The 5325-nt window shown below is 39.7% G+C and carries 4 protein-coding genes; all 4 read left to right on the top strand.

Features of this window, described 5'->3' with window-relative positions:
• On the top strand, positions 1-421 hold a 421-nt coding region (locus tag B2V92_RS16645; protein ID WP_293310172.1), incomplete at its 5' end, for a helix-turn-helix transcriptional regulator.
• Positions 422-878: 457 nt separating this feature from the next.
• Positions 879-1598, top strand: coding sequence for a ferritin-like domain-containing protein (locus B2V92_RS16640; RefSeq protein WP_293310170.1), 720 nt, complete (start codon positions 879-881; stop codon positions 1596-1598).
• 11 nt (positions 1599-1609) lie between these two features.
• A complete protein-coding gene (locus tag B2V92_RS16635) occupies positions 1610-2530 on the top strand; it encodes a ferritin-like domain-containing protein (protein WP_293310168.1) in 921 nt (306 codons plus the stop codon).
• Between the two features lie 9 nt (positions 2531-2539).
• Positions 2540-5325 (top strand): SusC/RagA family TonB-linked outer membrane protein (locus B2V92_RS16630; RefSeq protein WP_293310166.1); only part of this gene is annotated, 2786 nt, incomplete at its 3' end.

The raw sequence follows: 5325 nt of genomic DNA, 5'->3' as shown, positions 1-5325 counted from the left end.
GAGCGGAAAAAATATTGGTATTCGTGTCCAAACAATAGGATTTCAGGGAGAAATTTATTGGCCGATGAGTGCGCCGACCAATAGGGTAGTTGTAATCATCAACACCAAAAGTGATACATTTCTTTACATTACTGATATAATTTTTTACATCGAACCTATTTATTTTATATTTGGACACATCCCAAAATATTTTATTAGCATAATTTATATGAATAAAAGATTAGGGAAGATTTTAAAACGATTTAGGCAGGAGAAAGGATTAACACAGCAGGAAGTAGCAGATTTACTTTCAATTAGCAGACCCACCTATATTAAATGGGAGAATGATGTGGGTACTCCAAGTTTTATACATGTTTACATGTTGATAAAAGCCTACAATATTACTTTTGAAGAATTTGTAGAGGATCTGATCGATATTTAAATTTCTCAAATCCTTTTCGGATATTTAATACAGGAAGGATATTCTAATTTAGGATATCCTTCCTTTTTTTTAGATAATGTAGGATATTGCTTACAGGGAAATGCAAAACGATTTATTTTTTATAATGCCCGCCAATATAATTTTTGATCTGATTTTAAGCCAAAATCAGTGTAAATAAGCTTAAAATAGTCCCTTCAAGGCATGTTTGTTCAAATTTGATAGTATTTTAAACAAATTTAAAAGCCTGTTTCTATCCCTAATGCTAAATTCGTTACCGTTAGATGAATGGAAATTGATGAGTAAAATAAATCTCGGATGATTTCCTAAATAACCTTTAAGACTAACCAAATTTGAAAAGGTTTAAAACATCTGGCCGGATAATAATAATTGATGCAGGTTGTAACCAGGCCGGTATCAATAACGGGAAAAACCGAACATTATAAATCAACTAACCAAAATGATTGAAAGTAATTCTGAAAGCTTAACCGAAAGAGATTCTTTTTCAGTTAACCTAAAGCGAAGGCAGTTTTTGCAGTTTGCAGGACTATCTGCATTAGCGATGGGAACAGTAGGCTGTAAAAAAGAAAAAACAGATGGAATTGAGCCTCCTTATGTAAATAGCGATAACACGATTGATTTTAAGGACGATGTAGGACTGTTAAATTATATTTATGCCCTTGAGCAACTGGAAGCAGCATTTTACACAAAAGCTATCGAAAGTTTGCCCGCTAGTTTCTCTCCAACGCAGGTGCTATTCTTTAACGATATTAAACTGCACGAAATTGCCCACCGCGAATTTTTTAAGAGAATATTATCTACAGCTGCAATAGGCAGTTTGGAATTCGATTTTTCATCAATCAATTTTGCTGATGCCGGTTCGGTATTTACTGCAGCCAAAACCTTCGAAGATTTAGGTGTAGCCGCTTACAATGATGCTTTACTGAGGTGTAAAAACGATTATAACCTCATTCTTTTAAGTCAGGTGGCAACCGTAGAAGCACGCCATGCAGCTTATGTACGCAGTCTGGTTGATGCGCTGGGTTTTGCTGATCTGAACGAGCTGGCCGCTTTAGGTGCCGATGCCACCAATGCACTTGATGTTAGTCTGGCTCCGGGTAAAGTTTTAGAGCAGGCCTCGAAATATATCAAAACCAAACTCAACACCATTAATCTTTAAACCGCCATTATATGAATATTTTAAATATCCTTACCGAGATAGAAAAAATTGATGGCAGGGTTTACGAAAAATTTAGTCCGCGCCGTGCCGCCCTAAAAAACTTTATCGGCTTTGGTAAAAAAGTAACTTTGGCTGCAATGCCGCTAACATTAAGTGGTATTTTTCAAAAAGCTTACAGCCAAACCACAGCCAATAGTGTCACGGTTGATTCGCTTAATCTACTTTTGGCATTGGGTTATATGCAGTTCCAGTTTTATAATAATGCCATCACCACTACACCAAATTTAATTCCTGCAACCGATAAACCCATTATCAATACCCTTCGCGATCAGGAACAGGCACACATCAATGTACTCATCAAAGCCATCACCGATCTGGGAGGGGTTCCACGCGCATCTATGCCTTATGCCAATTTCGATTATACTAAGGTAAATGCTAATGTAACCACCAATTACGGTACGTTTTTGCGCACCGCTGTGGTGCTCGAAGATTTAGGAGAAAGGGCTTATAAAGGGCAATTGGTTTCACTAATGGGTACTTCGGCCTTAGCGCTGGCAGCACGTATACAAACTATAGAAGCTCGCCATTCGGCCCAATTAAGACAAATGGTTAATAAATTGCAGATCGCAACCTTAAAATACCTGCGCCCATGGGTGAGTATCCGCAGGAATGATGCCGATGGAACCGATCTATTACCTATAACTGGCAACGATTCGATGATTGGCACCTTAAACCCCGTTTACGATATCGATACAGGACTTTTAAACAGGGAAACGAAAACCATACAGGCCGGTATCGAACTGATTGGTATAGGCGGAAATACCAATTTAACTGTTGGCCCCGCTTCGGAAGCTTTCGACGAATACCTTTTAACGGCTACGGTAAAAACCGCTGCCAATTTATTCATCAAGGCTGCATTTCAACTTAAATAATCATTCAAAATGAAACGAATTATACTTATATTTTTATTGTTGGTTTCTTTCCATGCACTTTATGCACAGGAAGTAATTACAGTAAGCGGTGTGGTGAGGGATGGGGGCAATCAACCTATGCCCGGTACAACCATATCCGAAAAAGGAACCAACAATAAGGTGGTTTCCTCCAATAACGGTGCTTACCAGATCAAGGTAAAAGCTAATGCTACTTTGGTGTTTTCGTATCTCGGGTCTAAATCGGTAGAAATGCTGGTGAAAAACCGGACGAATATCGATGTGAAACTGGTTGACGACGAAAATAACCTCAATGAAGTAGTGGTTGTTGGTTACGGAACACAAAAACGCAGCGATTTAACAGGTTCAATTTCATCAGTAAAAGGCGACGAACTGGCTAAAAGTCCGGTGCAGAATGTAGCCTCAGCATTGGTTGGTCGTGTGGCTGGTTTGCAGGTTGCTGCCGATGATGGTTCTCCAGGAGGAAGTCCGGCCATTACCCTGCGCGGCGGAGGATCTATCACCCAGAGCAACGAACCGCTTTATGTTATTGATGGAGTGCCCCAAACCGACGGACTTAACTTTCTTGATCCCAACGATGTAGAAAGTGTTGATGTATTAAAAGATGCCTCTGCAACTGCTATTTATGGTGCCAGAGGTGCCAACGGAGTAATTTTGGTAACCACTAAACAATTAAAACCCGGCAAACTCACCATCAGTTACGATATGTATTACGGAGCCAAAAAGGCCAATAAATACATCCCGGTATTGGATGCTTACGATTTTAATGTACTGGTTTACGAAAGGTTTTTAAACAACCCTACGCTTTTGGCAGGTGTAGAAAATACTTTTGGCAAATTTGCCGATTACCATGCCAATTATGATAACAGGCCGGGCAATAACTGGCAGAAAATTATGTTCGGTGATTGGGTAAATACCCAGTACAACAAGTTTAGCATTGCCGGTGGACAGGGAGAAACCCGTTTTAACCTTTTTTATTCGAATAATAAAGATCAGGGCATTGTACAACCTGGTGGATCGAATAAAAACGTAGCGAAACTGAGCCTTTTGCACAATATCAACAAAAAGATAAAGTTGAGTGCCATTGTGAACTATAGCGACCAAAAAACAACGGGGTTTGGTACGCGTGATGGCAGCGACCGTTTTAATACTTTAATCAGCTTTTTTCAATACAGACCTACTGGCGGCATTGGTTTAAGCGACGAGGATTTTGCAACACTTGATAACGACCCAACGGTTGATGTAAACCAGATTCCGTTGCAAAACCCTAAAACAAGTGCCGAATCAACCCAAAAAGAATCGCTCAACCGTACTTTAAATCTCAATACAGCTATTGATTATAACTTTGCGAACCATTTTACCTACCGCGGATTGGTTTCGGGAAAAATATCGGGTACAAAAGATAAACTATTTAACGATTCGCGCTCTGTACTGGCCAAAAGGAGCGGTGGCGCATTCGGTTCGTTAACCCAAACCGATATTACCGGTTGGAACTACAGCAATACCGTTACCTACGATAATACTTTTAATAAAAGTCATAAAGTATCTGTTTTATTAGGTCAGGAGCAGCTTTACACCGATAGGGAAGCTTTTAGTGCGAGTAACAGTAAATTTCCGGGCGTAAACCTTGGCTTGGATAATATTTCACTGGGTACTACGCCAGGCATTCCAACATCTTTTGCCGAAGCAGAAAGTATGCTTTCTTTCTTTTCGAGGGTAAGTTATGCCTATAAGGACAAATATCTTTTTAACGCTACGGTACGTGCGGATGGTTCTTCTAAATTTGGCGATAACAACAAATGGGGCTATTTCCCTTCAGCCGCATTTGCCTGGCGGGCAATTAACGAACCTTTCTTAAAGGACATTAAATTCCTGTCTGACGCGAAATTACGTTTGAGTTATGGTACTTCCGGTAATAACCGTATTCCCAATTATTTAATGCTGAGTCAGCTGGCTACCGGAAATTATCCTTTAAACAATACCAATAACATTACAGTTTATCCGAATAATATTGAAAATAAGAACCTGAAATGGGAAACCACCAAATCATTCAACATCGGTTTAGATCTAGGTTTCTTCAAACAACGTATTGCATTAACCATCGAAGCTTACGATAATCGCACCAAAGATTTGTTGTTAAATACCCAGATTCCTTATACCAGTGGTTTTGCAAGTCAGTTTTTAAACATCGGGGCTACCTCAAATAAAGGATTGGAACTTACCTTAAATACCGTTAATGTGAAAACCAGCAGTTTTTTATGGAACAGCACCCTTACTATGTCGCTAAATAAAAACAAAGTGCTGGCTTTAAGCAATGGCGAAGATTTTAGGCTAAGCAACAGCTGGACATCCCAAACCGATTACCTGGTGCAGGTTGGCAGCGCACTCGGCCAGATGTACGGTTACCGCTCGAACGGGGTTTACCAGGTAAGCGATTTCAATTACAATCCTACAAATAACACGTATACCTTAAAACCGGGTATTCCTGTAGACGTGAATTATGCCGCCCAGCCGGGCTTTTTAAAACTGGTTGATTTAAATGGCGATGGGGTGATCAATCCATCCGACAGAACAGTAATCGGAAACGGTATCCCGAATTTTATAGGTGGTTTTAACAATACTTTTTCTTACAAAGGTTTTGATTTAAGTGTTTTTATCAACTGGGCAACCGGTGGAGATGTATATAACGCAAACAGGTTGCAGATGAGCACCAATGTAAGTGCAAACGTAAATACCTTGGGTTATTTTAAAGACCGTTGGACAACTATTGATGGCGG

It is taken from the genome of Pedobacter sp. UBA5917, from assembly GCF_002432345.1.
Lineage (GTDB): Bacteria > Bacteroidota > Bacteroidia > Sphingobacteriales > Sphingobacteriaceae > Pedobacter.
The sequence above is the reverse complement of the archived record's forward strand: the minus strand, read 5'-3'. Positions and strand labels throughout refer to the sequence as shown.